This window comes from Sphingomonas sp. (assembly GCA_019635535.1).
In the GTDB taxonomy this organism is placed as follows: domain Bacteria; phylum Pseudomonadota; class Alphaproteobacteria; order Sphingomonadales; family Sphingomonadaceae; genus Allosphingosinicella.
This window is the reverse complement of sequence record JAHBZH010000001.1, coordinates 2546079-2571985: the sequence shown is the minus strand read 5'-3', so window position 1 is coordinate 2571985 and position 25907 is coordinate 2546079. Positions and strand designations below refer to the sequence as shown.

Here is a 25907-nt window from a genome sequence, read left to right as displayed (position 1 = left end):
CTTAAGGTAGGGCCTCGAACGAGGTCACGTCCCGCATCTCCGCCGTCCCCGGTCCGATCGCCATCGGGCAGGCGACGTCCGCGATGACCGCCACCTCGAACAGCTCGCTGACCGCGCCCTCCAGCCGCAGCCATTGCACCATGTCGCCGCTGGCCGGGTCGATGACCGCAATCCCGCACCAGGGCGCCGCCCCGCGCTTCGCCAGCTCCTCGGCGATCGGCAGTCCTTCGAACGCGCTCTCGCGCGGTAGCGACAGGGTCACGATCGCATGGCCGCCATGCAGCGCCAGCCCGCGCAGGAAGCCCGGACAGAAGGCCAGCTCGGTCCGCGCCCCGCTCCCCGGATCGACCCGCACGATCGCGCCCCGCCCGGAATCGAGCAGCCAGACCGTGCCGTCCTCCGCGACGCGCGGGCTGTGCGGCATGGACAGCCCTTCGGCCACGATCCGGTCGGCGGCGATGTCGATCAGCACGCCGCCAGCTCCCCGCCGCTCGCGCCAGCCCTCGGCCACGTCGCACGCCGCCACCGCGGTCGCATAAGCCGGCGCGCCGTCCTTCATGGCGAGGCCGTTCAGATGGCAGCGATCCTCCGCTGCCAGCTTCGAGATGAAGCCAGGCTTCCACACCGGCGCAAAGCCGTGCGTCGTGCTGAACGTCGCCAGGCAATTGTAGCGGCTGGCGACGAAGACCGGCCGGCCGCCGCCGTCGATCGCCAGCTCGTGCAGGTCGATATCGCCGGTCGTCTGCGCGGCACGCGGAACGTAGAGCCGATCGTAATCGCCGCTCACCCGTTCCGCCTCGCCCAGCACGTTCTCCAGCCGCCAGACTTGGTGCCCGGCGGCGAGGTAGAGGCGCTGGCGGGTGGCGGCGAGGCCGGTCGCCCGCTCGAAGCGCTGGTGGTGGAAGGAGAGGCGCCCGTCGCCCATCCGCCCGACCAGGAACAGCCGTCCCGTCTGATAGGAGGTGAAGGCGAGGCTGCAGCGCTGCCGCTCCAGCCAGCGGGCGAGCCCGCGCGAGGCGGTGATGCGGGTGTCGAGATCGTCGCTCATACCCCCTCCACATAGCGGACGATCGCGTCCGCCGCCTCCTCGGCGCGCATCGCCGTCGTGTCGATCCGGAGCTCCGGCGCCTCGGGCGGCTCATAGGGCGATCCGATGCCGGTGAAATTGGCGATCTCCCCGGCCCGCGCCCGCGCATAGAGCCCCTTCTCGTCGCGCCGCTCGGCCTCCGCCAGCGGCGTATCGACGAAGATCTCGACGAAGCGCCCTTCGCCCAGCATCGCGCGCACCATCTCCCGCTCGGCGCGGAACGGGCTGATGAAGGCGGCGAGCACGATCAGGCCGGCATCGGTCATCAGCTTCGCCGCCTCGCCCGCCCGGCGGATATTCTCGACCCGGTCGGCGGCGGTGAAGCCGAGATCGCGATTGAGGCCGAGCCGCACATTGTCGCCGTCCATCAGGAACGTATGCCGCCCCAGCGCGTGCAGCTTCGCCTCGACCAGATTGGCGATGGTCGATTTGCCCGCGCCGCTGAGCCCGGTGAACCAGAGCAGGCGCGGCGTTTGTCCCATCAGCGCCGCGCGCCGCTCCGGCGTGATCGCCAGCGCCTGGGCGTGGACATTCTCCGCCCGGTGCAGCGCGAAGTGGATCATCCCGGCGGCGACCGTCGCGTTGCTCGTCCGGTCGATCAGGATGAAGCCGCCGAGCGTCCGGTTCGTCTCATAGGGCTCGAACAGGATCGGCCGCGCGGTCCAGACATTGGCCACGCCGATCTCGTTCAGCTCCAGCGTCTTCGCCGCCAGCCGCGCCATCGTCTCGACGCAGACCCGGTGCTTGGGCTTCTGCACCGTCGCCGGGACGGTCTGGGTGCCGATCTTCAGCAGATAATGGCGGCCGGGCAGCAGCGGCGCCTCGTCCATCCAGATCAGGCTGGCCTCGAACTGGTCGGCGGCTTGCGGCGCCGCGTCGGGCGCGCAGATCATGTCGCCGCGCGCGCAATCGACATGCTCGGCGAGGGCCAGCGCGATCGACTGGCCGGTGCCTGCCCGATCCAGATCGTCGTCCATCGTCACGATCCGCGCCACCCGCGTCCGCCGCCCGGACGGCTGGATCGTCACTTCGTCGCCGGGCGCGACGGTTCCTGCGGCGATCGTCCCGGCATAGAAGCGGTCGCCATTGTCGCGGATCACTTGCTGGACCGGCAGCCGCAGCGGCCCATCCGGCGCGGCCGCGATCTCCACCCGCTCCAGATGCTCGATCAGGGTCGGCCCGTCATACCAGGCGGTGCGGACGGACCGGGTAACGACATTGTCGCCGTGCAGCGCGGCGAGCGGAATGGCGGTAAGCTCGGCACCGCCCGCTTCGGCGAGGAAGGCGGCGAAATCGTCGCGAATCGCCGTAAAGCGGTCTTCGTCGAAATCGAGCAGGTCCAGCTTGTTCACCGCCAGGCAGAAGCTGCGGATGCCGAGCAGGCGGGCGATGACCGCATGGCGCCGGGTCTGCGCCAGCACGCCCTTCGTCGCGTCCACCAGCACGATGGCCAGTTCCGCGTTCGACGCGCCGGTCGCCATGTTGCGGGTATATTGCTCGTGTCCCGGCGCGTCGGCGAGGATGAAGCGCCGGCGCGGCGTCGCGAAGGACAGGTGCGCAACATCGATGGTGATGCCCTGTTCGCGCTCGGCCTCGAGCCCGTCGGCGACGAAGGCGAGATCGGCGAGGTCGGCCGCCCGGTCCTCGGGCAACGCCCCGCTGTCCTTCAACAGCCGGCCGATCAGCGTGGACTTGCCGTCGTCCACCGATCCGCAGGTGATGAAGCGCAGCAGCGTGGCCATGATCGCTAGTTACCGGCCGTCCGCCGCTTTTCAAACGCTTTGGCTTGCGCCGCGCGGCAGGCGCGCCTAAATCGCGCCCACGCACCGGCCGCTCCGCGAGGGGCGGCCCTTATTGTTTCCGGAGGATTCCATGGCCCAGCCGCTCATGCCCCACGCGACGGCCAGCTGGCTCGTCGACAACACCGCGCTCACTTTCGAGCAGATCGCCCAGTTCTGCGGTCTCCACATCCTCGAAGTCCAGGCGATCGCCGACGACACCGCCGCGACCAAGCTGACCGGGCGCGATCCGCTGCGCTCGGGCGAGCTCACCATGGACGAGATCGAGAAGGGCCAGAACGATCCGGCCTACAAGCTGCAGATGCAGAAGGAGCCGGATCAGGCGGTGCGGACCAAGGGGCCGCGCTATACGCCCGTCTCCAAGCGGCAGGACAAGCCGGACGGTGTCGCCTGGCTGATCCGCAACCATCCGGAGCTGTCGGACGGCCAGATCGGCAAGCTGATCGGCACGACCCGCTCAACCATCCAGGCGATCCGCGAACGCAGCCACTGGAACATCGCCAACATCCAGCCCAAGGATCCCGTCACGCTCGGCCTCACCTCGCAGCGCGAGCTGGATGCCTCGGTGGCCAAGGCCGCCAAGGCCGCCGGCCTCGATCCGTCGCGCCAGGACGCCGGCATGGACCGTGACCGCGCCGCCTTGATCGAGGAGCTGCGCGCCGAGCGCGAGCAGGCGACACGGGATGCCGAAGCCGCGCTTGCCGCCGAAGGCGCCAGCGAAGCCGACCAGGGCTTTGTCGATCCCTTCCGCAGCTGAGGGCACGTCGCCGGACGCCTCGCTGACGTCCGGCGCCTATACCCATCGCGGCCTGACCTATCCGCTCGGGCGCTCCGGGCCTGAATATGGCGCGCTGATCGAGATCGCCGACGGGGTCGGCTGGACCCGGCTACCCGTGCCGGGGCCGCTCAACCATATCAACATCTGGGTGATCGAGGACGGCGCGGGCGTCGCGCTGGTCGATACCGGGCTCGACATCCCGCCGTCGCGGGAAGCCTGGGAGACGTTGCTCGCCGGTTCGCTCGCCGGGCGAGCGGTAACGCGCGTCATCGTCACCCATTTCCATCCCGACCATATCGGCCTCGCCGGCTGGCTGACCGAGCGGTTCGGCGTGCGGCTGTGGGCGACACGCGGCGAATGGCTGTTCGCCCGGATGCTCACCGCCGACATACGCGACGCCCCGCCGGCCGAAGCGCTCGTCTACTGGCGCGCCGCCGGCTGGAGCGCGGAGGCGATCGCGGCGGAAGCGGAGAAAGGCTGGGGCCGTTTCGCCGCGATGGTTAGCCCGGTGCCGGTCAGCTTCGTGCGGATGGAGGAGGGCGACAGCGTCCGTATCGGCGCGCGCGACTGGCACGTGGTGGTGGGCAGCGGTCATTCGCCCGAACATGCCTGCCTCGTGAACGACGCGGACAAGCTGATGATCGCCGGCGATCAGGTGTTGCCGCGGATTACGTCGAACGTCTCGCTGTCGCTCAGCGAGCCGGAAGCCGATCCGCTTGGTGACTGGCTCGCCTCGATCGCGAAGCTGCGCACGCTGCCCGACGAGCTCCTCGTCCTGCCGTCGCATGGCGAGCCATTCACCGGGCTGCACACGCGGCTCGACGCGCTGGCCGAAGGGCATCGCGGCCGGCTCGACGCGCTCCATGCCCATCTCGCCGAGCCGCGCCGCGCGGTGGACTGTTTCGGCGTGCTCTTCGCCCGCGCGGTGGGCGATCATATCGGCCTCGCCACCGGCGAGGCGCTCGCCCACCTGCGCCATCTCGAGGTCGACGGGCGTGCGGCGCGCGAGGTTCGCGACGGCGTCCATTGGTATCGGGCGATCGCCTCGGCTTGACCCTGGCCGCCGCCGCGCTCAAAGCTGTGGCATGACCGACACCGGGGGCGACATTGCCGAACTCTCGTTCGAAGCCGCGCTGAAACGGCTGGAGGAGATCGTGCGCCGGCTCGAAAGCGGCGAGGCGCCGCTTGATGACGCCATCAAGCTCTATGAGGAAGGCGACCGGCTGAAGCGGCAATGCGAGGCGCGGCTGCAGGCGGCGCAGGCGCGGATCGAGGCAATCCAGTTCGGGCCGGACGGCGCGCCCGCGGGCACGACGCCGTTCGGCGGCGAATGATACCGGCGGTGGACGCTCCGTCGCCGACTCTGGCATCGGCGCTCGCCGAGATCGGCGCGGAGATCGACCGCGCCTTCGATGCGTTGCTGCCGGTTCCCGCCGATCCGCGCGCGCGGCTTTACGATGCGATGCGCTATGCGGCGATCGGCGGTGGCAAGCGGATGCGGCCGTTGCTGGTGACGGCCGGCTGCACGCTATTCAAGGTCGATCGGGCGCGGGCGCTGCGCGCCGCTCTCGCGGTGGAATGCATCCATGTCTATTCGCTGATCCATGACGATCTGCCCTGCATGGACGATGACGACCTGCGCCGGGGCAAGCCGACGCTGCACCGCGCCTATGACGAATGCACCGCCATCCTCGCCGGCGATTCCCTTCATGCGCTGGCTTTCGAGATTCTCGCCGACGAGGCGACGCACGAGGACCCGTTCGTCCGCGTTGAGCTGGCCGCCACCCTGGCCCGCGCCTCCGGGCCGGACGGCATGGCGGGCGGGCAGGTGATGGACCTGATGGCCGAGGAGATGACGCTCGATCTCGCCGCCGTCACTCGGTTGCAGCAGCTCAAGACCGGCGCGCTGATCGGCTGGTGCCTGGAGGCGGCGGCGATCATGGGCAAGGTGCCGCCCGAGGGACGCACCGGCCTGCGCGGCTATGCCCGCGACATCGGCCTCGCCTTCCAGATCGCCGACGACCTGCTCGACCATGAAGGCAGCGAGGAAAAGGCCGGCAAGCGCGTCGGCAAGGACAGCGACGCGGGCAAGGAAACCTTCGTGTCGCTGCTCGGCGCCGAGCGCGCGCGCCGGCAGGCCCATGCGCTGGTCGATCAGGCGATCGACCAGCTGCGCGGCTTCGGCCCGGAGGCGGACCTGCTGCGCGCCGTCGCCCGCTTCGCGGTCGAGCGGGATCATTGAGCCGGGATCGGGGGAACGAGATGAAGACAGCGGTCTATCCGGGCACGTTCGATCCGATCACGCTCGGCCACATGGACATCATCCGGCGCGCCGCGCATCTGGTCGACAAGCTGGTGATCGGGGTGACGACCAATCCCTCCAAATCGCCGATGTTCACGGTGGAGGAACGGCTCGCGATGGTCGTGCGCGAGACGCAAGACGTACCCGGCAATATCAGCGTCGTCGCCTTCGATTCGCTGCTGATGGATTTCGCGGTGCGCGAGGGCGCGGCGATGATCGTGCGCGGGCTGCGCGCCGTCGCCGATTTCGAATACGAATATCAGATGGCCGGCATGAACCAGCAGCTCAACGACGACATCGAGACGATCTTCCTGATGGCCGACGTGTCGCTCCAGCCGATCGCGTCGAAGCTGGTCAAGGAGATCGCGCTCTATGGCGGCGCCATCGTCCGCTTCGTCACCCCGACGGTGGCGGACGAGGTACGCGCGCGGGTCGAACGGATCGGGCGCAAGGGAAGCTGATCCGCGCTTGAGGCGCGCCCGACGGCGCATTACTAATCCTCCAACTCCACCATCGGGATCATCGAGTCATGGCCATGCGCTTGCGTTACCTGTTCGCCGGATTGACCGGCCTGTTCATGGCCGGCGTGCTCGCCGCGCAGGGCGCGTCGGTGTCCGCCCCCGCCGCGCCGCCGCCGACCCCGCCGCTGGAGGCGGAAAACACCTGGCATCTCGATCTGTCCACCGGCGGGCGGGTCTCGATCCAGTTGCGGCCGGATGTCGCGCCGAATCATGTCGAGCGGATCAAGACGCTGACCCGGCGGGGCTTCTACAACGGCCTTGTCTTCCACCGGGTGATCGAAGGCTTCATGGCCCAGGGCGGCGATCCGACCGGCACCGGCACCGGCGATTCCGATCTTCCCAATCTCGATGCCGAGTTCAATGGCCTGCCGCATATGCGCGGCGCGCTCGGCATGGCGCGCACGCAGGATTCGAACAGCGCCAACAGCCAGTTCTACATCATGCTCGCGCCCCGGCTGAACATGGACCGCAACTATACGATGCTCGGACGGGTGGTGAGCGGCATGGCTTATGTCGATGCGCTGGAGCGCGGCGAGCCGCCGCTGGCGCCGGGCCGGATCGTCCGCGCTTCCATCGGCTCCGACAATGTGCCCCCGATGAGCGCCGACCAGCTGCGCGCGGAGGCCGACCGGCTGGCCGCCGCGGCGCAGTCGGCACCGGCGCGCGTTCCCCCCGGGACGCCGGTCGTGCTGGTGCCCGCGCCCGACAATCCGGCGGCACAGCCGCCCCGCTAAGGTGCGCGTCGACCTTTTCGATTTCGATCTGCCGCCGGACCGGATCGCGCTGAGGCCCGCTTCCCCACGCGATGCGGCGCGGCTGCTCGCGGTGTCGCCCGCCGGCCTCGCCGATCGTGCCGTGACCGATTTGCCGCGCCTGCTGCGGCGGGGCGACGTGCTGGTGTTCAACGACACCCGCGTCATTCCCGCCCAGCTCGAGGGGGTGCGCGGGGAGGCGCGGATCGGCGCGACCTTGCACAAGCGCGCGGGGCCGCGCGCCTGGCGCGCCTTCGTGCGCAACGCCAGGAGGCTGCGCGACGGCGAACGGATCGATTTCGGCGCGGGCGTCGGCGCGGTCGCTTCGGGCAAGGCGGCGGACGGCTCCTTTCTGCTGAGCTTCGAAGGCGACGAGCCGGTCGAGCTGCTGCTCGAACGCGCCGGGCGGATGCCGCTGCCGCCCTATATCGCCGGCAAGCGCGCCGCCGACGCGCGCGACGCCGAGGATTACCAGACGATGTTCGCGCGCGAGAAAGGCGCGGTGGCGGCGCCGACCGCGGCGCTCCATTTCACGCCGAAGCTGATGGCCGCGCTGGCCGAGGCCGGGATCGGCCACGAGACGCTGACCCTGCATGTCGGCGCGGGCACCTTCCTGCCGGTCAAGGCGGACGACACCGCCGCGCATGTCATGCACGCCGAATGGGGCCGGATCGACGCGGCCACCGCCGCGCGGCTCGACGCGGCGCGCGCGGCGGGCGGCCGGATCGTCGCGGTGGGAACGACCTCGCTGCGCCTGCTGGAAAGCGCGGCGGACGAAGCGGGGAGGGTGCGTCCGTTCGAGGGCGACACTGCGATCTTCATCACGCCCGGCTACCGTTTCCGCGCGATCGACGGTCTCGTCACCAATTTCCACCTGCCACGCTCGACCCTGTTCATGCTGGTCTCGGCGCTGATGGGCTTGGAAACGATGCAAAAAGCCTATGCGCACGCGATTGTGGAGGGCTACCGCTTTTATTCTTACGGAGATGCGAGCCTGCTGCTGCCCAGGTGAATATAGTTGACATTGGCAACTATATGAGCGCATCCCATCGGCCATGACCGATGCCGTCACTGCCGTGCGCGCATTCAATCGCTTCTACACACGCTTCGCCGGGGTGCTCGACGCGCATTATATGGAGAGCGAGCTGTCGCTGGCCGAGGCGCGCTTGCTCTACGAGATCGCGCAGCGCGACGCGCCGGTGGCCAGCGAATTGCAGGCCGAGCTGGGGCTGGATGCGGGCTATGTCAGCCGGATGCTGCGGCGGTTCCAGGCGAAAGGCTGGATCGCGCGCGGGCGCGGCAGCGATGCGCGGCGGCGGCCGATTTCGCTGACCGATGCGGGCCGCGCGATGTTCGCCGCCCTCGACGCCCATACATGCGAAGTCACCGCTGCACGGATCGAGGGGCTGGGCGAAGGCGATCGCGAGACGCTCGTCGCCGCGCTCGCCACCGTCATCGGGCTGCTGAGCGGCAAAGAGGTGCCCTGGCACATCCGCGCCTTTCGCACCGGCGATCTGGCGACGATCGCCGCGCGCCAGGCGATCCTCTACGAACCCTATGGCTGGGCCCGGCCGATGGAGGTGCTGCTGGGCGAGGTCACCACCGCCTTTCTAAGGGAGTTCAAGCCGGGCCGCGAGCAATGCTGGGTGGCCGAACGGGCCGGCATGATGGCGGGCGCGGTGATGCTGGTCGATGCGGGCGGCGGCGTCGGGCAGCTCCGTCTCCTCCATGTCGAAACCTGGGCGCGCGGGCTGGGTATCGGCGGCGCGCTGGTGCGCGAATGCGTCGAGTTCGCGCGGGCGGCGGGCTATACGAAGGTCCGGCTCTGGACCCACAGCGTCCTCCTGAGCGCGCGGCGCATCTATGAAGGCGCGGGATTCCGCATCGTCTCGACCGAAGTCCACCACACATTCGGCAAACCCGAAATGGGCGAAATCTGGGAGCTTGCGCTCAAGGCTTGACTTGGGTTCGGCTTGTTAGTGTATTATATTAGTATTACACTAACTCGGAGTTTCCAGCATGAAGCCTTTTACCGCCCTGCTCGCGGGCCTGATCGCGGCCGTGCCGGCGCTGGCCGCCGATGGCGAGCGGCCGGCGCTGCTGATCGTCGGCGCACCGCATTTCGACAATCCGGGTCAGGACATCGTCAACATCCGCATCGCCGACGTGACGACGCCGGAACGGCAGCGCGAGATCGAGGCGATCGTCGAGCGGCTGGCGGCCTTCCGGCCGACGCGGGTGGCGGTGGAATGGTCGGCGAGCCGGCAGGACCGGCTCGACGCCCGCTATAACGAGTATCGCGCCGGACGCTATCGGTTGAGCGCAGACGAACGTGACCAGATCGGGCTCCGGCTGGCGGCGCGGCTGGGGCTTGAGCGAGTCCATGCGGTGGACTGGAACGAGATGCCGCCGGGCGTCGAGGAAGATTACGATTATCCGGCCTGGGCCGAGGCGAACGGCCAGGGCGATGCATGGCGCGCGCGGGTGGGCGTGGCGCAAGCGGAGGTCAATGCGCAGGCGGCGCTGATGCCGTGCACTCCGGTGTCGTCCTGGCTGCGAAAGCTCAATCTCCCATCGGCGCGGGCACACGATCAGCGACGTTATTACGAGATCGCGGCGATCGGCGACAACACGGCCAATCCGGGCGCGGCCTGGGTGGGAAGCTGGTATGCGCGCAACCTGCGCATCCTCAACAATCTGCGCGCCCTCGCCGGGCCGGACGAGCGTGTTGTCGTGATCTACGGCGCCGGGCACGGCTATCTGCTCGACCGGCAGGCGCGCGAATCCGGCTGGTTCGACGTGGCCGATACGCTCGATCATCTGCCGGCCTCGCCGCGCGACGCATGGACGCGCTGCCCGGATTGAGCCTAGAGGGCGCGGATGACCGACACGCCGCGCTTCGAGTTCGCCATTTCCGCCACTGACGGCCGTGCCCGAACGGGCATGATCCGCATGAAGCGCGGCGAGATCGCGACGCCCGCCTTCATGCCGGTGGGCACGGCCGCGACGGTGAAGGCGGTGAAGCCGGCCGACGTGCGCGCCAGCGGCGCCGACATCCTGCTCGGTAACACCTATCACCTGATGCTGCGCCCCGGCGCGGAGCGGGTCGCGAAGCTGGGCGGACTGCACGCCTTCATGGGCTGGGAGCGGCCGATCCTGACCGACTCGGGCGGCTATCAGGTGATGAGCCTCAGCGAGCTCACCAGGGTCAGCGAGGAGGGCGTTGCCTTTGCCAGCCATCTTGATGGCAGCCGCCACATGCTCTCGCCCGAGCGGTCGATGGAAATCCAGACGCTGCTCGGCTCGGATATCGTCATGGCGTTCGATCAACTGGTGAAGACCACCGACCCGATTCCGGGCCAGCGTGCGGCGATGGAAAGATCGATGCGCTGGGCGCGGCGCTCGCGCGATGCGTTCGACGCGCTTGGCAATCCGGGCGCGCTGTTCGGCATCCAGCAGGGCGGTCTGGACGAGGGGATGCGCGCGGCCTCGGCCGAGGCGCTGACCGGGATCGGCTTCGACGGCTATGCGGTCGGCGGGCTGGCGGTGGGCGAGGGGCAGGCGGCGATGTTCTCTTGCCTCGATTTCGCGCCGGGCCAGCTTCCCGCCGACAAGCCGCGCTACCTGATGGGCGTCGGCAAGCCGGATGACATCGTCGGCGCGGTCGAGCGCGGCATCGACATGTTCGATTGCGTGCTGCCCACCCGCTCAGGCCGCACCGGCCAGGCCTTCACCCGCGACGGCCCGATCAACATCCGCAACGCGAAGTTCGCCGAAGACCCGGAGCCGATCGATCCGGATTCGCCCGCCGGCGGCTGGTCGAAGGCCTATCTCCACCATCTCGTCCGCTCGAACGAGATTCTCGGCGCGATGCTGATGACCGAGCACAATCTGTGGTTCTATCAGCGGCTGATGGCCGAGTTGCGCGCCGCCATCGCCCAAGCGCGGCTGACGGAATATGCGGAGGCTTTCAGGGCGCGCTATCGCGGCGGCGCGCGGACCTGAATCCGATTGTGGCCCCTTGGGCAAAGGCGTATCCTCACGCCTTCGCAACGATTTGGGGGAGTCGGGGCATGCGGATTTCACGACGCGCGGCGATCGCGCAGATCGCGACGGGGTCCGGTCTGGTGGCGAGCGCCGCCTACGCGCAATCATCGGCACTGACGCCCACGCCGTTTCAGGTGGTGGGGCCATTCTACCCGGTGCGCCGGCCCGACGATCATGACGCCGATCTGACGCTGATCGACGGCCACACTGCCCGTGCCGCCGGCATGGCGATCGAGCTGACCGGCCAGGTGCTTTCGGCGCGCGGTGCGCCCGTCGCCGGGGCAGTGATCGAAGTTTGGCAAGCCAATGCCGCCGGACGCTACGCCCATGCCAGCGACGGGAGCGGTCTGCCGCTGGACGATCATTTCCAGGGATTCGGCCATATCCGGACCGATGCGGAGGGCCGCTACCGGCTGCTCACGATCAAGCCGGGCGCCTATCCGATCGGCGGACCGGGCAGTCAGGTGCGCACGCCGCATATCCATTTCGAGATCGCCGGCCGCGAGGACCGGCTGACCACACAGATGTATTTCCCCGGAGAGGCGCTGAACGAGACGGACATATTGCTGCGGGAGCAACCGGACGCGTCGGCGTTGATCGCCCGCGCCGCGCGCGCCGCCGCCGACGGCACGGCGCGCTTCACCTGGGACATCGTGCTGATCAGCGGCTGAAGCCGTCCGCAAGCCTTGCCGCCGCGGCGGCGACGATTTCGCATTGCCGTTCGGGCGATGCCGCCGCCCATTCGCCGATCTCGGCCAGCGTGCGGCCGCAGCCGAGGCTGAGCGTCCCGGCCGGATCGAGCGTGCAGATCTGAACGCAGGGGGAGGGCACCGCCTCCGCCGTCATTTCTAGCCGCCGAAACCCTTGCCCAGGAAGCCCGGCACGGGACCATTCCAGCCCTCGTCGACCAGAGCGGCCTCGTCCGTCGGTTCCGGCGCGCGGGCGGGGCGCCGGTCTTCGCGGGTGACGCGCGCGGGCCGCTCGGCGCGCGGCTCGTCTTTTTTCTTCTCGCCGCGCTCGCCCCGCTTGCGCCGCGAAGATGTTTCGCGCGGCGCCTCGTGCCCGGCATCGTCCCGCGCCGGCGCTTGAGGCGCGCCGTCCAGCTCGGCGATCTTGGTGCCGATCAGCTTCTGGACATTCTCGATCGCCTCGACATCCTCCTTGCCGACCAGGGTGATCGCGACGCCGGTGCGTCCCGCCCGGCCGGTGCGGCCGATGCGGTGGACATAATCGTCGGGATGCCAGGGCACGTCATAGTTGAAGACGTGGCTGACGCCCTTGATGTCGAGCCCGCGCGCGGCGACGTCGGAGGCGACCAGGATGTTGATCTCCTCGCTCTTGAAGCGGGCCAGCTCGGCGATCCGCTCGGGCTGTTCCATGTCGCCGTGGATCTGGCCGGCGGCGAAACCGCGCCGCTTCAGGCTGGTGGCCAGCTCGCGCACCACGGTCTTGCGGTTGCAGAAGATGATCGCGGTCTTGATCGCCTCGCCGCGCAGCAGCTCGACGAGCGCGTCCTTCTTCTTGCGCGAATCGACGCGCAGCATGCGCTGGTCGATCGACGTGTTTGCCGTGGCGGGCCGCGCGACCTCGATCTGCTTGGGATTGCTCAGGAACTTGTCGGCCAGCTTCTTGATCACCGGCGGCATGGTCGCGGAGAAGAGCAGGGTCTGGCGGTTGTTCGGCAGCTTGGAACAGATGTCCTCGATGTCCGGGATGAAGCCCATGTCGAGCATCCGGTCCGCCTCGTCGATGACGAGCAGGGTGCACCCCGTGAGCAGGATCTTGCCGCGCCCGAACAGGTCCATCAGGCGCCCGGGCGTGGCGATCAGCACATCGACGCCCTTTTCCAGCTTCTTGATCTGGTCGGCCATGTTCGTGCCGCCGATCAGCAGCGCCATGTTGAGCTTGTGATACTTGCCGTACTTCTCGAAATTCTCCGCGACCTGCATGGCGAGCTCGCGGGTCGGCTCCAGGATCAGCGAGCGCGGCATCCGCGCCCGGCTGCGGCCCTGGCCCAATATGTCGATCATCGGCAGCACGAAGGCGGCGGTCTTGCCGGTGCCGGTCTGGGCGATGCCGATCAGATCGCGCATCATCAGGACGGACGGGATGGCTTGGCGTTGGATCGGGGTGGGCGTGTCGTAGCCCGCCTCGGTCACGGCGCGGAGCAATTCGTCGGAAAGGCCGAGATCGGCGAAGGTCATGCGTGTTCCGGGATATGCGGCCCGCCGGGGCGAGGGCGCTTCACTGCGCCGCTTGGGCCAAGCGGCGGGCTTTTGTCAAGCAAAGGGGCTTTGAACTGTCCTACTCCGCGACGGGATGGAGGATGCGGAACTGGTCGATCTCGCATTCGGCGCCGCTGCGCGAACGGATCGTGTCGCGATCGGCGCAGATGCGGCCGTCCTCGCTCGCCGACACGTAAAAGCCCCGGTAGAAATCGAGCGCCGGACAGCGCCGGCCGAGCATGGCGCGCACGCGGGTGTCGTCGCTGAGGACGAGATCGACGCTGTTCGGGCCGAGCAGGCCGGCGCCGACGATCCGCCGCGCCGCCACGCAGCGCTGGCCGCGCCCTTCGCGCCAGGCGACCGGCCTTGTGGCGATGCCCCGCGGCGTGCTGGTGCGCGGTATCCGCACGATGATCCGTTGCTCGACCGTGAAGCTCTCCGATTGGGCGCGCTTGACGCGCGCCTCTCCGCCGCCGCCCCAGGAGACGAGCATCAGCAGGGCGGCTGCCCCCGCCAGGATCAACGGTCTGCCTCCATGAAGGGGCCGGGATACACCACAACAAGTTGAACGACCGATGAATTGCCCCGTGCGGGCAGGGCGATTATCCCGGGGCCATGGCGGATCCGTCACCCTCGCTGATCGACAGGCTCCGGGCGCTGCTCGGGCCGAAGGGCTTCACCGCCGATCCCGGCGCGATGGCGCCCTGGCTGACCGATTGGCGCGGGCGTTTTCACGGCAGGGCGGCGGCCTTGCTCTCGCCCGCCAGCCGCGAGGAGGCGGCGGAGATCGTCCGGCTGTGCGCCGCGGAACGAGTCGCTTTGGTGCCGCAGGGCGGCAACACGTCGATGGTCGGCGGCGCGACGCCGGACGGATCGGGCGCGGCGGTGATCGTGTCCCTGCGGCGCATGAACCGCATCCGCGCGCTCGATGCCGAGGCGGGGCTGGCGGTGTGCGAAGCGGGCGTGATCCTCGCCGATCTGCATGACGCGGCGCTTGCCGCCGGGCGCCGCTTCCCGCTCTCGCTCGGCGCCAGGGGTTCGGCGACGATCGGCGGCCTCGTCTCGACCAATGCCGGCGGCACGCAGGTGCTGCGCTTCGGCAATATGCGCCGGCTCGTCCTGGGGATCGAGGCGGTGCTGCCGGACGGCAGCCTGTTCGAAGGGCTGACCGCGCTCAAGAAGGACAATCGCGGCTACGATCTCGGCCAGCTTCTGATCGGCGCGGAGGGCACGCTCGGTATCGTTACCGCCGCCAGCCTGCGCCTGGAGCCGGCGATCGGCGCGCGGGTGGTGGCCTGGGTCGGGCTGGCGAGCCCCACGGCCGCGATGCGGCTGCTGCGTCATGTCGAGGCGGCGGCCGGCGACGCGGTGGAGAGTTTCGAGCTGGTGCCCCGCCGCTCGCTCGATCTGGTGCTGGCCCATGTGCCGGGCACGCGCGATCCGCTGGCGGCGTCTCACCCCTGGTATGCGCTGATCGAGGCGACCGCGCCGGTATCGGCGCCGCCGCCCGACGCCGCGCTCTACGAGGCGCTGCGGGCCGCGTTCGAAACGGGCATCGCCGCCGACGCGACGATAGCGGCGAGCGAGGCGCAGGCCGAGGCTTTGTGGCGGCTGCGCGAGGCGATCGCCGAGGGAGAGAAGGCCGCCGGCCCGGCCGCCAAGCACGACATCTCGGTCGCCGTCGCCGACATGGCCGGCTTCGTCGAGGCGGGCGCGGCGGCCGTGGAGGCGCGCTTTCCGGGCACGCGGGTCAACGCCTTCGGCCATCTCGGCGACGGCAACATCCATTTCAACGTGATGGCGCCGGGCGGAGCCGGGCCGGGCTGGCTGGCGCAGGACGGGACGGCGATCACCGTCTTCGTCCACGATCTCGTCACCGCAGCCGGCGGCTCGATCTCGGCCGAGCACGGCATCGGCCAGATGAAGCTCGCCGAATTCGCCCGGCTGGGCGGCGCGGCCCGGCTCGGCGCCTTGCGCGCGATCAAGCGGGCGATCGATCCGGCCGGGATCATGAACCCCGGCAAGCTCGTGCCGGATGGCGAAGCTCGGGACGGGCCCTTCGGGTTCGCTCAGGACAGGCTTGCCTAAATGCCGCGCCGCTCATAGACGGATGCGCTTGAATTCGCGGCTTGCCCCGGCTGGCCGCTCCCACAGCTTCGATGGAGATTTCACATGGCGTCGCAGCCGCCGGCCACACTTCCGGTCCTCTACAAGGATCTTCTGCCGCTTCAGAGCACCGTCCATGGCGGCTATCGCAACCGCCCGAACGAGAAGGCGCCTTTCTTCGCCAATGTCCATGCCGTGCCGTTGACGATCGACGAATTCGTCCACGCCCAGCGTTATTATCCGATCGTCTTTTCGGCCGGAGACAATCCGGTTCCGCTCGCGCTGCTCGGCCTCAACGAAGGCGTCAACGTGTTCGTCGATGAGGAAGGCGCGCCGTTCAATCCGTTCTACGTTCCGGCCTATGTGCGCCGCTATCCCTATCTGCTCGCCCGGCTTCAGCCCGACGCGGAGGAATTGTCGCTGTGCTTCGATCCGACCAGCGACCTGATCGGCGAGGGGGGCGAGGGCGAGGCGCTGTTCGACGGCGACAAGCCGACCGAGCAGCTCAACGCCATCCTGAAATTCTGCGAGGATTTCGAGATGTCGGCGCAGCGCACCAACGCCTTCATGGCCGAGCTCAAGAATCTGGACCTGCTGATCGACGGCGAAGTGTCGATCCAGGCCGGCGACAATGATCAGCCCTTCGTCTACCGCGGCTTCCAGATGATCGCGGAGGACAAGCTGCACGACATGAACGGCGACCAGCTGCGCAAGATCAACCAGAACGGCATCCTGCCGCTATTGATGGCCCATCTCTTCTCGCTGCCGCAGATCCGCGACATTTTCGGGCGGCAGATGATGCTGGGCAAGGTGCCCGCCCAGATGCCCCAGCCGGAGCCCGCCAGCGCCTGATCCGGCGGTCGGATCGCACATGCGTTCGTCGCCCGGCCTCGCATGGGGCCGGGCGATTTGCGTTGCATCCAGCTATTGAAATCCGGCCAATCCCACCCACTTAAAAGATCGCGTCGTCGTATTCCCCCCCTTTGCGGCGGCGCGACGCACCTCGTTTCGAGGTGCCCTCCCTGAACCTGGCCGCCTCGCGATTTTCGTGAGGCGGTCTTTTTATCGGGCTCATTCGGCCGCGAGCGGCTCGGCCGCGCCGAGCAACCGCGTTCCCAATGCCTCCGCGACGGCGGCGACCAGGGTGCAAATGTCGGCGAAGCCGGGCCCGGGCTCGCGTGCGGCGGCGTCGAGATAGGCGGCGCGATCGATCTCGATCTGAAGCGCGTGGATGGCGCGCTCCGGCCTGCCGTGATGGGTGACGATATAGCCGCCGGCATAAGGCGCGTTGACCGCGGCGGCGAAACCCCGGGCGCGCGTCGTCGCCAGCGCGGCGTCGAGCAGGTCCGGCGCGATCGTGATGCCGTGGCAATCGCCGAACACGATTGCTGCCCCTCCGCCCGCGCCCGGCGGCATCGAATGGCAGTCCAGCAGGATGGCTCCTCCGAAGCGATCGCGCGCCGCCCGCAGCGCCGCGTCGAGCGCGGCGTGATAGGGGCGGTGGATTTCCACGATCCGGCGCGTCAGCTCGTCGCGGGGGATGCGGCCGCGCCAGATCGGGCCGTGCCCGGCGATCCGCGACGGGATCAGGCCGATGCCGCCCCGTGCGCGCTGCGAAGGGATCACGCTCGCCGAGGCCAGCGGCGGCGTCACCAGCGCCGCGTCGATCTCGCGCTCCTCGCGGTTGAGGTCGATCTCGGCGCGCGGCGCGCGGGCGATGAAGGCGGTCGCGCCGATTTCGGTCGCCTGCCAGACGAGCCGGTCGGCATAGCGGTCCTCGAGCAGTTCCAGCGCGGACCGTTCGACCCGTGCCGCCAGCAACAGGTCCGCGCGATAGGCGCGGCCGGCATGCGGCACCGAGATCACGACCGGCGATGCCGGCCGTTCGGGCCCGATGCGCAGGAAGGGGGGGTCGGCGGCGACGGTCATGTGCGGTACGAAAGTAGAGCCAGGCTGGGACAGGTGCAATCGCCCCGTGCACGGGTGCTGGAAACGGGGCGGGAATTCGCGCATAAGCCTGCGCGTGGAACAGCCCGGCAAAATCCATCTCGGCCTCAGCATCCTCCTCGCGGAGGACGACGATTCGATGCGCGTCTATCTCGCCCGCGCGCTGGAACGGGTGGGCTACAAGGTGACGGCGGTCGATCGCGGCACGGCGGCGCTGCCGCTGCTGGAGCGCGAAAGCTTCGATCTGCTGCTCACCGACATCGTGATGCCGGAAATGGACGGGATCGAGCTGGCGCAGAAGGCCGCCGCGATCGCGCCCGACATCCGCGTCATGTTCATCACCGGCTTCGCCGCCGTGGCGCTGAAGGCCGGGCGCAAGACCCCCGACGCGCGGGTGCTCTCCAAGCCCTTCCATCTCAAGGACCTGGTCGCCGAGGTGGAGCGCTTGTTCCTCAGCGAGGACGAGCACGGCAAGCTGTGATCAAGCGGGGTTGCGCGGCGCCGCGCCCCTCGCTACATCGCGGCCCCTGGCCACGGCCGGAACCCTTGTGGGCGTGTAGCTCAGTGGTAGAGCACTGTGTTGACATCGCAGGGGTCGCAAGTTCAATCCTTGCCACGCCCACCATCTAAACCCCGCCAAGGCATTGCTGCGGCGGGGTTTTTCCTATCCGACATTTGGGGAATGTCATGCGCGCGCGGCTGGGCTAGGATTTGGCATGGCTCGTCCCGCGATCACGCCGTTCCCGACCCTCATGGCCATGTCGTTCGCGAGCCTAGTGCTCGCGCCTGCCGTGCAGGGTCAAACGGTCGCCGAAAGAGCGGAAACGTGCCGCCGGGTCGGCGATGCGCGGTTCATCCGGATCGACCCCGCCGCCGCCGCGCGGCTTGCCGGCATCGGGCTGGACCGGGGCGCGATCTTCGAGCGGATGGCGGAGACCGCGATTCCGGAGACGATGGGCTGCTGGGCGATGCCGGTCGGCAATTTCGACAGCCAGCTCATCTCGGTCGGCATGGCGCAATGGAATTACGGCACCGGCAGCCTGCAACCGGTGCTGGAACGGTGGCGGGACGGCTTCGGCTCGCGCCGGCGCTTCCGGGAGGTGCTCGCCATGCTCGCTCCGGTTTACGGCTCCCTCCTGTTCTCGCGGGATTGCCTCGCGGTGCCGGTACGCGAAGCGTGCCGGGCACGAATCCTCGCGGCGCATGATGCGCAAGGACGGCTCCATCCTGTGCTGACAACCGAATTGACCGCGATCTTCGAGAGCGACGCCATGTTGCAGGTGCAGGTGGACGCCTATGTCCGGCGGCTGCTGTTCGTCCGCGACGAGCTGCTGCGGCTGTTCCCCGCCGAAGCGATCACCATGCGCAAGATACGCTGGGCGATCGACACCGTGGTGCAGCAGACGCGGCTTCCCCCGAACGAGGACATCGCCCGGCTGCGCGCCAGGCTCGCGGCGATGCCCCCGGCGGAACGCTGGCCGCGGCTGCGCGCGATCTTCGCCTGGTATCAGGCCATCGCCGAGACGATCGACCAGGACGGGATCGTGCGCGACTATGCCTGGAACGTGGAGCAATGGAGCTGCCTGATCGATTGGGGCCGGATCGATCCGGAGCAGTACGAGCTCCTCCACCTCACCTTCCTGCGCAGCCGCACCGCGATCGGCAATAGCGGGCGCTGGCAGGCGCTCACTTTCTCCCGCCGCGCCAAGATCATTCTCGATGTCGGCAGCGTCAGCGGCCGGCGCGACGGCGAATGTCCGGCGGGCGTCGCTACGGCCCCCCCAGCCGCGCCGCGTGCCAGCGCAGATGGTCGGCCATGAAGGTCGAGATAAAATAATAGCTGTGGTCGTAGCCGGCGCGGCGGTTCAGCGTCAGGGCGATGCCGGCCTCGGCGCAGGCCGCCTCCAGCAGCTCCGGGCGGAGTTGCTCCGTCAGGAACTGGTCCGCCTCCCCCTGATCGACCAGGATTTCGGGCACGCGCGCCCCGTCCTCGATCAGGGCCACGGCATCGTGGCGGCGCCAGGCGGCCCGATCATCGCCCAGATATCCGCCCAGCGCCTTCTCGCCCCACGGCACCTGCCCCGGCGCCACGATCGGCGCGAAGGCGGAGACGGCGCGGTAGCGATCCGGGTTCCTGAGCGCGAGCGTCAGCGCGCCATGGCCGCCCATCGAATGGCCGGTGATCCCCTGGCGCGTTATGTCCGCCGGAAATGCGCCGGCGAACGCCGCCGGCAGCTCCTCGGTGATGTAGGAGTACATCCGGTAATGCCGGTCGAACGGCGCCTGCGTCGCATCGACGTAGAAGCCGGCGCCGAGCCCGAAATCGTAGGCGCCTGCGGGATCGTCCGGCACGCCGTCCCCGCGCGGGGATGTGTCCGGCGCGACGAAGATCAGGCCGAGTTCGGCGCAAACGCGGCGATATTCGCCTTTGTCGGTCACATTGGCGTGGGTGCAGGTGAGGCCGGAAAGATACCAGACGACCGGGCATTTCGTGCCGTCATCGGCCTGCGGCGGCACGAAGACGGAGAAGGTCATGTCGGTGCCGGTGGATGCGCTGGCATGGCGCACCACATGCTGGGTGCCGCCATGGCTGCGGTTCACGGAAAGGGTGTCGAGGGTCATCGGGCTCCCATGGACGCGGGAGCCCGCGCCGTCATCAGAATACGAACAGATAGAGCAGGATGATGATCGGGATCGGAATGCCGATCAACCACAGCAATATGCCTTTCATGTCGTTCTCCTTCCGCGCCCGAACGGCACGTTACGGAGCGACAACCAGCGCGCCGCGCTCGCGTTCCCGTCAGCCTTGCAGGAACCGCCGGATCCAGCCGCCGACGCGCGCATTGTCGTTGGGCGCGTCGAGCGAGGCGATGGCGGCGTCCGGGTCGGGCAGACGGTGGCGGCGGCTGTCGATCAGCTTCTTGGTGTAATCCGCCGACAGCTCCGGGTGGAACTGGAAGGAGAGCGCCGGCCGGTCGCGCCAGGCCAACCCGGCATAGGGCGTGAACACCGAGGAGGCGATCACGTCCGTCCCGCGCGGCTGCAGCATCACCTGGTCCTGGTGCGAGGCCGGGACGGAGATCATCGCCGCGCCGTCCCCGTCCATCCAGCTTTTGCGCTCGACGATCGGATAATTGTGCAGGCCGATGCCCCAGCCCTTGTCCGATTTCTCGACATGGCCGCCCAGCGCATGGGCCATCGCCTGATGCCCGAAGCAGATACCGACCAGCTTCGCGCTTTCGGCCCGGCGCAGGAAGGAGAGGAGCGGCGCGATCCAGCCATGGTCCTCATAGACCCCCGCCGGCGATCCGGTGACGATCCACGCGTCGTGCGCGGCCGGATCGGCCGGCAGCTCGCCCGCCTCGACGTCGTAATCGGCATAATCGAACCCGTTGCCGAGCAGGTCGCGGAACATGTCCGGATAGCGCCCGAACTGGCCGATCAGGTGGGCCGGCGGCTTGCCCGTCTCGAGAATGCCGACTTTCACGTCTCGCGCCGCGCCCGCTTCGCCGCGATGCGCAGGCGCAGTGCGTTGAGGCGGATGAAGCCCGCGGCATCGCGATGGTCGTAGCCGGACTGGCCTTCCTCGAACGTCACCAGATCCTGGTCGTAGAGCGACAGCGGGCTTTCGCGGCCGATCACCGTCGCATTGCCCTTGTAGAGCTTGACCCGGACCTTGCCCGACACATGCGCCTGGCTCCTGTCGATCAGCGCCTGGAGCATCTCGCGCTCCGGCGCGAACCAGAAGCCGTTATAGATGAGCTCCGCATAGCGCGGCATGATGCTGTCCTTCAGGTGCATCGCGCCGCCGTCCAGCGTGATGCTCTCGATGCCGCGATGGGCGGCGAGCAGGATGGTGCCGCCGGGCGTCTCGTAAACCCCGCGCGATTTCATGCCGACGAAACGGTTCTCGACCAGGTCGAGCCGGCCGATGCCGTTGTCGTGGCCGAGCCGGTTGAGCCTGGTCAGCAGCGCGGCGGGCGTCAGCGTCTCGCCGTCGATCGCGACCGGATCGCCGGCCTCGAAATCGATCTCGATCACGGTCGGCCTGTCCGGCGCGTCCTCGGGCGAGATGGTGCGCTGGTGGACATATTCCGGCGCCGCGACGGCCGGGTCTTCCAGCACCTTCCCCTCGGACGAGGAGTGGAGCAGGTTGGCGTCGACCGAGAAGGGCGCCTCGCCGCGCTTGTCCTTGGCGATCGGGATCTGGTGCTTCTCGGCGAAGTCGATCAGCTGCTCGCGGCTGGCGAACTCCCATTCGCGCCAGGGGGCGATGACGCGGATGTCCGGCTCCAGGGCGTAATAGCCGAGCTCGAAGCGGACCTGGTCGTTGCCTTTGCCGGTCGCGCCATGGCACACCGCGTCGGCGCCGACCTGACGGGCGATCTCGATCTGGCGCTTGGCGATCAGCGGCCGCGCGATCGACGTGCCGAGCAGATACTGCCCCTCATAGACGGTGTTCGCGCGGAACATCGGGAAGACGTAGTCGCGGACGAACTCCTCGCGCAGGTCGTCGATGAAGATATTCTCCGGCTTGATACCGAGCAGCTCCGCCTTGCGCCGCGCCGGCTCCACTTCCTCGCCCTGGCCGAGATCGGCGGTGAAGGTGACGACCTCCGCGCCATATTCGCTCGTGAGCCATTTCAGGATGATCGAGGTGTCGAGGCCGCCCGAATAAGCGAGGACGACCTTCTTGGGGCTATCAGTCATGCATAAACCTCATTGGACTGCCCCATCAGCTCCCGGAAGCGGGTGAGGAGGGCGGGGATGGGGTGGCCGTCGCGGACGGCGATGAACAAAGTGTCGTCGCCGGAGACGGTGCCGGCGATCTCCGGCAGGTCGCTCTGGTCGATCGCCGAGGCGACGAGATGGGCGGAGCCGGGCGGCGTGCGGATGACGATGAGCGGACCGGCCGCCTCGATCGAGAGCACCCACTCCTTCAGGATGCGCTCCAGCCGTCCGGCGCTCCAGTCGCTCGCCGCGATCTGCTCGGGCAGGGCGTAGGCCAGCGTGCCGCCGCGTTTCACCTTGACCGCGCCCAGCTGCTCCAGATCGCGCGAGACGGTCGCCTGCGTGACCGCATAGCCCAGCGCGGCGAGCCGTTCGGTCGCTTCCTCCTGGCTGGCGATCTCGCCCTTGCGCAGCAGATCGGCCAGCGCGCGCAATCGTCGGGAGCGCATGTCGGTCATATATTCCTCCCCGGAACGGGGAGGGGGACCAGCCGAAGGCTGGTGGAGGGGTCGGAGCGGCGGAGAAGCCCCCGGCCCCTCCACCATTCGCCTGCGGCGAACGGTCCCCCTCCCCGTTCCGGGGAGGAATGGGCAGGCCGCCTCCACATCACCGCATCCCCGCCAGCCACGCCAGCGCGCCGCGGGCGCTGTGCATGCGGTTCTCGGCCTGCTTCCAAACCGCGCTCTTCTCGCTTTCGATCACGCCGTGCGTGACCTCCTCGCCGCGCCGGGCGGGGAGGCAGTGCAGGAACCAGGCGTCGTCGGCCTTCGCCATCAGCGCCTCGTTCACCTGATAGGGCGCGAAGGCTTTCAGCCGCTGCGCCGCCTCGGCGTCCTGGCCCATCGAGACCCAGACGTCGGTATAGACGATCCGCGCGCCGGAGACGGCGAGCGCCGGGTCCGACACCTGGTGCACGCCCGCCGGTGCGCCCTGCAGGCGATAGCCGTCCGGGCTGGCCAAAGTCAGCTCCGCCCCGACCAGCACGCAGGCCTGGGCCAGGCTGCGCGCGACATTGTTGTCGGCATCGCCGACATAGGCGATCCGGGCGCCTTCCAGGCTGCCGATCAATTGCTTTATGGTTAAAATGTCGGCCAGAGCCTGAAGCGGATGATCTTTATCCGACAACATGTTAAGCACCGGCTTTGAGATCACGGATGACATCGCGACCAGATCGCGATGGTCCATCACCCGCGCCGCGACGATGGCGTGGTAGCAGGCGAGCGTCCGGGCCACGTCCTCCGGCGTCTCGCGGGTGCCGAGGCCGACTTCCTCCTTCTGGATATAGACCGGATGGGCGCCGAGCTGCGCCGCCGCCATCTCCATCGAGTTGCGGGTGCGCGCGCTCGGCTTCTGGAAAACGAGCGCGACGCCCTGCCCGGCAAGCGGGGCGCCGAGATCGGTGCGCTCGGACAGCGCCAGGATTTCGTGAAAGGCCTCGGCGTCCAGATCGGCGATGCTCAGCAAATGGGTCACCAGTCGGCCTCCGTCTTGATCATCGTGCCGATGCCCTTGTCGGTCAGGATTTCGATGAGCAGCGCATGGGCCACCCGGCCGTCGATGATGTGCGCGGAGCCCACGCCGCCCTCCACCGCGTCGGCGCAGGCGCGCAGCTTCGGGATCATGCCCCTGGAAATACTCTCATGGCTGATCCGTTCGCGCAGTTCGGCGGCGGTGAGGCGGGGGATCAGGCTGGCCTCGTCCTTCGGATCGGCGAGCAGGCCGGGCGCGGCGGTCAGATAGACGATCTTCTCCGCGCCCATCGCCACCGCGATCGCCATCGCCGCCTCGTCGGCATTGATGTTGTAGGGCTGGCCGGACGGATCGGCGCCGATCGTGGAGACGACCGGGACATAGCCCTGGTCGAGCTGGCCGTGCAGCCGGTCGGCGCGGACATGCGCCACGTCGCCGACGAAGCCGAGCGCCGCATCGCGCGGCGTGGTGACGAGCAGCCCGCCATCCTCGCCCGCGACGCCGACCGCGACCGGCGTGCCATTGGCCTCGCGGTTGATCGCCGCGACCAGGTCGCGATTGACCTTGCCGACCAATACGGTGCGCACGATGTCCAGCGTCTCCTCGTCGGTGACGCGCAGGCCATGCTTGAACTCCGGCTCCTTGCCGAGCTTCTTCATCATCGCGTCGACCTGCGGCCCGCCGCCATGGACGAGCACGCAGCGCACGCCGACCGAGCGGAGCAGCAGCACGTCCTGCGCGAGCGCGCGGTCGAGTTCCTTGTCGATCGCCGCGCCGCCCAGCTTCACGACGACGGATTTGCCGGCGAAGCGCTGGATATAGGGAAGCGCCTCGACGAGGACTTCGGCGGTAAGGGCGGGGCTTTTATCGCTCATGACGTGACCGAATTTTCCTTGATGTAGCCGGGGCCGAGATCGATGCCGATCACCTGCGCGGCGCCGCTGCCGCCGGCGCCGACATTCACCTCGATCTCGACAGTCTCGTTCTTCATGTGCGCGGCGACGGCGGCGCGGTCATGGTCGATCTCGATCCCGCCGTGCGACACCGCGATGCCGCCATAGGCGACCGAAGAGGCGTCGCTGTCGAAGTCCACGCCGCACGATCCGGCGGCGGCGAGCAGCCGGCCCCAATAGGGGTCGGAGCCGTACCAGGAGCATTTGACCAGATTGTTCTCGGCGATGTTCTTCGCCGCCGCCCGCGCCTCGGCATCGCTGGCCGCGCCGGTCACCTTCAGCATAACCATCTTGGTCATGCCCTCGGCGTCCTTGGCCATCTGCAAGGCGAGGTCTTCGCAGACCTTGTGCACGGCGTCGGCGAACTCGGCCATGTCCGGCGCCCCGGCCCGGCCGTTGGCGAGCAGGATGGCGGTGTCGTTGGTCGAGGTCGCGCCATCCACGTTGAGCGTGTTGAAGGTCCGGTCCGCCGCGTCCTTCAATATGCGCTGCAGGTCGTCCCGCGCTACGTCCGCGTCGGTGGTGAGATAGGCCAGCATCGTCGCCATGTTCGGCGCGATCATGCCGCAGCCCTTGGCCATGCCGCCGACGGTGAAGGTCGATCCCTTGACCACCGCTTCCTTGGCCACGGTGTCGGTGGTGAGGATGCCCTTCGCCGCTTCGGTGCCGCCGTCCGCCGACAGCCCTGCGGCCAGCTTCGGCACCGCGGCGAGGATCCTGTCCATCGGCAGCCGTCCGCCGATGATCCCGGTCGAGGAGACGAGGACATGCGCCTTGTCGATGCCGAGCGCCGCCGCCGTCGCCTGCGTCATCGCATCGGCGTCGGCATAACCCGGCTTGCCCGTTCCCGCATTGGCATTGCCCGAATTGACGACGATCGCCGCCGCCAAGCCGCCATTGGCCGCCAGCCGCTCGCGGTCCAGCACCACCGGCGGCGCGACGAATTTGTTCTGGGTGAACAATGCGGCGCAGGTGACGGGCCGGCCGTCGTCGGTGGCGATCAGCGCCATGTCATGCTTGGCGAACTTGATGCCGGCATGCAGCCCGAAGGCCACGAACCCCGGCGCGGCGGTCACGCTCATCTCACAATCCTTAAAACCGTCCTTCCAGCGCAAGCTGGAATCCACCTTCCTTTTTCTCCCTTTCCTCCGCGTCTCTGCGTCTCTGCGCGCAACAACAGGGAGTTCGC

Annotated in this window: 28 protein-coding genes and 1 tRNA gene; 16 read left to right on the top strand and 13 right to left on the bottom strand. The window is 68.7% G+C overall.

The features are described 5' to 3' along the window. Nucleotide 1 precedes the first annotated feature (1 nt). Both KF780_13255 and cysC read right to left on the bottom strand, forming a co-directional pair. The gene (locus tag KF780_13255) at nt 2-1048 is read right to left on the bottom strand and encodes a TIGR03032 family protein (GenBank protein ID MBX3562766.1); all 1047 of its coding nucleotides are present in this window, start codon (nt 1046-1048) and stop codon (nt 2-4) included. Continuing rightward, nucleotides 1045-2829 (bottom strand): adenylyl-sulfate kinase, encoded by a 1785-nt coding sequence (cysC, locus tag KF780_13250; GenBank protein ID MBX3562765.1) that lies wholly within the window; start codon nt 2827-2829, stop codon nt 1045-1047. Before cysC ends, KF780_13255 begins: the two co-directional genes overlap by 4 nt. Before the next feature lie 130 nt (nt 2830-2959). On the opposite strand from cysC, the gene KF780_13245 reads away from it, so the two are divergent. From KF780_13245 to KF780_13195, 11 genes are all read left to right on the top strand, one after another. Further along, nucleotides 2960-3643: a DUF1013 domain-containing protein gene (locus tag KF780_13245; GenBank protein ID MBX3562764.1), complete on the top strand. Its 684-nt coding sequence runs from the start codon at nt 2960-2962 to the stop codon at nt 3641-3643. Then, nucleotides 3570-4718: an MBL fold metallo-hydrolase gene (locus KF780_13240; GenBank protein ID MBX3562763.1), complete on the top strand. Its 1149-nt coding sequence runs from the start codon at nt 3570-3572 to the stop codon at nt 4716-4718. The genes KF780_13245 and KF780_13240 overlap by 74 nt, the downstream gene beginning before the upstream one ends. Nucleotides 4719-4749: 31 nt before the next feature. Then, nucleotides 4750-4998, top strand: a complete 249-nt coding sequence (locus KF780_13235; protein MBX3562762.1) for an exodeoxyribonuclease VII small subunit — start codon at nt 4750-4752, stop codon at nt 4996-4998. Further along, nucleotides 4995-5906, top strand: a complete 912-nt coding sequence (locus KF780_13230; protein ID MBX3562761.1) for a polyprenyl synthetase family protein — start codon at nt 4995-4997, stop codon at nt 5904-5906. Before KF780_13235 ends, KF780_13230 begins: the two co-directional genes overlap by 4 nt. 20 nt (nt 5907-5926) lie before the next feature. Beyond that, the gene (gene coaD / locus KF780_13225) at nt 5927-6427 is read left to right on the top strand and encodes a pantetheine-phosphate adenylyltransferase (GenBank protein MBX3562760.1); all 501 of its coding nucleotides are present in this window, start codon (nt 5927-5929) and stop codon (nt 6425-6427) included. Nucleotides 6428-6501: 74 nt separating this feature from the next. Next, nucleotides 6502-7221, top strand: coding sequence for a peptidylprolyl isomerase (locus KF780_13220; protein ID MBX3562759.1), 720 nt, complete (start codon nt 6502-6504; stop codon nt 7219-7221). Nucleotide 7222: 1 nt separating this feature from the next. Next, nucleotides 7223-8251 carry a tRNA preQ1(34) S-adenosylmethionine ribosyltransferase-isomerase QueA gene (gene queA / locus KF780_13215; GenBank protein ID MBX3562758.1) on the top strand — a complete coding sequence of 343 codons (1029 nt, stop codon included), beginning with the start codon at nt 7223-7225 and terminating at the stop codon, nt 8249-8251. Between the two features lie 43 nt (nt 8252-8294). Next, nucleotides 8295-9200 (top strand): MarR family transcriptional regulator, encoded by a 906-nt coding sequence (locus KF780_13210; protein ID MBX3562757.1) that lies wholly within the window; start codon nt 8295-8297, stop codon nt 9198-9200. 58 nt (nt 9201-9258) lie between these two features. After that, nucleotides 9259-10104: a hypothetical protein gene (locus KF780_13205; protein ID MBX3562756.1), complete on the top strand. Its 846-nt coding sequence runs from the start codon at nt 9259-9261 to the stop codon at nt 10102-10104. A 15-nt stretch (nt 10105-10119) separates the two neighbouring features. Beyond that, entirely contained in the window at nt 10120-11244 is a 1125-nt protein-coding gene (gene tgt, locus KF780_13200) for a tRNA guanosine(34) transglycosylase Tgt (GenBank protein ID MBX3562755.1), read from the top strand. A gap of 68 nt (nt 11245-11312) precedes the next feature. Beyond that, on the top strand, nt 11313-11957 hold the full coding sequence (locus KF780_13195) for a hypothetical protein (GenBank protein MBX3562754.1): 645 nt from the start codon (nt 11313-11315) through the stop codon (nt 11955-11957). Here KF780_13195 and KF780_13190 read toward each other — a convergent pair. The 3 genes from KF780_13190 to KF780_13180 all read right to left on the bottom strand — a co-directional run bounded on the left by KF780_13190 (nt 11947) and on the right by KF780_13180 (nt 14034). Further along, nucleotides 11947-12132: a DUF1289 domain-containing protein gene (locus KF780_13190; protein ID MBX3562753.1), complete on the bottom strand. Its 186-nt coding sequence runs from the start codon at nt 12130-12132 to the stop codon at nt 11947-11949. The two genes, KF780_13195 and KF780_13190, sit on opposite strands and share 11 nt — an antisense overlap. A gap of 2 nt (nt 12133-12134) precedes the next feature. After that, nucleotides 12135-13490 carry a DEAD/DEAH box helicase gene (locus tag KF780_13185; protein MBX3562752.1) on the bottom strand — a complete coding sequence of 452 codons (1356 nt, stop codon included), beginning with the start codon at nt 13488-13490 and terminating at the stop codon, nt 12135-12137. Nucleotides 13491-13590: 100 nt separating this feature from the next. Continuing rightward, a complete protein-coding gene (locus KF780_13180) occupies nt 13591-14034 on the bottom strand; it encodes a hypothetical protein (GenBank protein ID MBX3562751.1) in 444 nt (147 codons plus the stop codon). A gap of 92 nt (nt 14035-14126) precedes the next feature. On the opposite strand from KF780_13180, the gene KF780_13175 reads away from it, so the two are divergent. Together KF780_13175 and KF780_13170 are read left to right on the top strand one after the other, a co-directional pair. Further along, nucleotides 14127-15599, top strand: coding sequence for an FAD-binding oxidoreductase (locus KF780_13175; GenBank protein ID MBX3562750.1), 1473 nt, complete (start codon nt 14127-14129; stop codon nt 15597-15599). An 84-nt stretch (nt 15600-15683) separates the two neighbouring features. Then, nucleotides 15684-16469: a SapC family protein gene (locus tag KF780_13170; GenBank protein ID MBX3562749.1), complete on the top strand. Its 786-nt coding sequence runs from the start codon at nt 15684-15686 to the stop codon at nt 16467-16469. Between the two features lie 219 nt (nt 16470-16688). On the opposite strand, the gene KF780_13165 is transcribed toward KF780_13170, so the two are convergent. Continuing rightward, nucleotides 16689-17546, bottom strand: a complete 858-nt coding sequence (locus KF780_13165) for an N-formylglutamate amidohydrolase (GenBank protein MBX3562748.1) — start codon at nt 17544-17546, stop codon at nt 16689-16691. On the opposite strand from KF780_13165, the gene KF780_13160 reads away from it, so the two are divergent. From KF780_13160 to KF780_13150, 3 genes are all read left to right on the top strand, one after another. After that, nucleotides 17545-18045, top strand: coding sequence for a response regulator (locus tag KF780_13160; GenBank protein MBX3562747.1), 501 nt, complete (start codon nt 17545-17547; stop codon nt 18043-18045). The genes KF780_13165 and KF780_13160 overlap by 2 nt on opposite strands. A 69-nt stretch (nt 18046-18114) precedes the next feature. After that, nucleotides 18115-18189, top strand: a tRNA-Val gene (locus tag KF780_13155). A gap of 91 nt (nt 18190-18280) precedes the next feature. Continuing rightward, nucleotides 18281-19384 carry a hypothetical protein gene (locus KF780_13150; GenBank protein MBX3562746.1) on the top strand — a complete coding sequence of 368 codons (1104 nt, stop codon included), beginning with the start codon at nt 18281-18283 and terminating at the stop codon, nt 19382-19384. Here KF780_13150 and fghA read toward each other — a convergent pair. The 7 genes from fghA to argJ all read right to left on the bottom strand — a co-directional run bounded on the left by fghA (nt 19335) and on the right by argJ (nt 25800). After that, the gene (gene fghA, locus KF780_13145) at nt 19335-20186 is read right to left on the bottom strand and encodes an S-formylglutathione hydrolase (GenBank protein ID MBX3562745.1); all 852 of its coding nucleotides are present in this window, start codon (nt 20184-20186) and stop codon (nt 19335-19337) included. The two genes, KF780_13150 and fghA, sit on opposite strands and share 50 nt — an antisense overlap. 178 nt (nt 20187-20364) lie before the next feature. Next, nucleotides 20365-21051 carry a type 1 glutamine amidotransferase gene (locus tag KF780_13140; protein MBX3562744.1) on the bottom strand — a complete coding sequence of 229 codons (687 nt, stop codon included), beginning with the start codon at nt 21049-21051 and terminating at the stop codon, nt 20365-20367. Continuing rightward, the gene (locus KF780_13135; GenBank protein ID MBX3562743.1) at nt 21048-22274 is read right to left on the bottom strand and encodes an argininosuccinate synthase; all 1227 of its coding nucleotides are present in this window, start codon (nt 22272-22274) and stop codon (nt 21048-21050) included. Before KF780_13135 ends, KF780_13140 begins: the two co-directional genes overlap by 4 nt. Continuing rightward, a complete protein-coding gene (gene argR / locus KF780_13130; protein MBX3562742.1) occupies nt 22271-22753 on the bottom strand; it encodes an arginine repressor in 483 nt (160 codons plus the stop codon). Before argR ends, KF780_13135 begins: the two co-directional genes overlap by 4 nt. A gap of 148 nt (nt 22754-22901) precedes the next feature. Next, entirely contained in the window at nt 22902-23768 is an 867-nt protein-coding gene (gene argF / locus KF780_13125) for an ornithine carbamoyltransferase (GenBank protein ID MBX3562741.1), read from the bottom strand. After that, on the bottom strand, nt 23765-24640 hold the full coding sequence (gene argB, locus KF780_13120) for an acetylglutamate kinase (protein MBX3562740.1): 876 nt from the start codon (nt 24638-24640) through the stop codon (nt 23765-23767). Before argB ends, argF begins: the two co-directional genes overlap by 4 nt. Beyond that, the gene (argJ, locus tag KF780_13115) at nt 24637-25800 is read right to left on the bottom strand and encodes a bifunctional glutamate N-acetyltransferase/amino-acid acetyltransferase ArgJ (GenBank protein ID MBX3562739.1); all 1164 of its coding nucleotides are present in this window, start codon (nt 25798-25800) and stop codon (nt 24637-24639) included. Before argJ ends, argB begins: the two co-directional genes overlap by 4 nt. Nucleotides 25801-25907 lie beyond the last annotated feature (107 nt).